Annotated in this window: 1 pseudogene; it reads right to left on the bottom strand. The window is 43.6% G+C overall.

Annotated elements, in window-relative coordinates:
* Positions 1-1,272 (bottom strand): annotated as a pseudogene (locus PVV65_RS09800) (hypothetical protein); the annotation flags it as partial.

Below are 1,272 nucleotides of genomic sequence, written 5' to 3'. Positions count from 1 at the left end.
CTAAAGACGTAGCAACACCGCTCCCTAGAGTATGAAGTTGATTACCAGCTACTGCATCACTTGAACCAGAATTAATATCTCCATTGGCAAGTGATGTAATCTTGCTATTCGTTCTTGCTCCTTGTTCACCATGCTCTGCGACAAACGCACCTTTAGTGCCATCCCACAACAAAGCATCACTTTGAACTGCGTTGATCTCTTTGCCAATGTCATCCTTAATATTCGCAAACTGATCTTTAACTTTCTCAAATGAATCTCCAACACCTGTAAAGGCAGAGGTTACATCAGTATAAGTCGTGTCAGTAACATCACCATTGTCATTGAAACTCTTAAAATGGAATGTAGGAGCGACCCACTTGCCATCCTCATAGCTTGCGTCACCACCTAAAGACGTAGCAACACCGCTCCCTAGAGCATAAAGCTGTGAACCATTAACAGCATCACTTGAACCAGAGGCAACCGTTCCATCCGCAAGATGCATAATCTTACTGTTACTTCTTGCTCTTTCTACTCCATGACCTGCATCATACGCTTTCTCCCCATCATTCCATGACAACGCATCACTCTTAATCTGCTCGCTGATCTGATTACCAAGCTCTTGCTTAATCTGATTGGTGATTTTGTTACCAAAGTTTGTGAAAGCGACATTAACGCCATCAAAGGCAGCTGCTACAGTCCCATATTCCTTCGTATCTTCCGTTTCATCTTCACTGAAGGTCTTAATCTTAAATTTAGCAGCGACCCACTTCCCATCCTCATAGCTTGCGTCACCACCCAATGTCTTTGCAACACCGCTTCCTAGAGCATAGAGCTGTGAACCATTAACTGCATCACTTGAACCAGAGGCAACCGTTCCATCCGCAAGATGCATAATCTTGCTGTTACTTCTTGCTCTTTCTACTCCATGACCTGCATCATACGCTTTCTCCCCATCATTCCATGACAACGCATCACTCTTAATCTGCTCGCTGATCTGATTACCAAGCTCTTGCTTAATCTGATTGGTGATTTTGTTACCAAAGTTTGTGAAAGCGACATTAACGCCATCAAAGGCAGCTGCTACAGTCTCATATTCCTTCGTATCTTCCGTTTCATCTTCACTGAAGGTCTTAACCTTAAATTTAGCAGCGACCCACTTGCCATCCTCATAGCTAGCGTCACCACCTAAAGACGTAGCAACACCGCTTCCTAGAGCATAAAGCTGTGAACCATTAACTGCATCACTTGAACCAGAATTAATATCTCCTGCAGCAAGGAATTCAATCTTGCTAT

The sequence above is a fragment of the Bartonella sp. ML70XJBT genome, from assembly GCF_028618425.1.
In the GTDB taxonomy this organism is placed as follows: domain Bacteria; phylum Pseudomonadota; class Alphaproteobacteria; order Rhizobiales; family Rhizobiaceae; genus Bartonella.
This window is presented reverse-complemented; position numbering and strand designations above follow the sequence as displayed.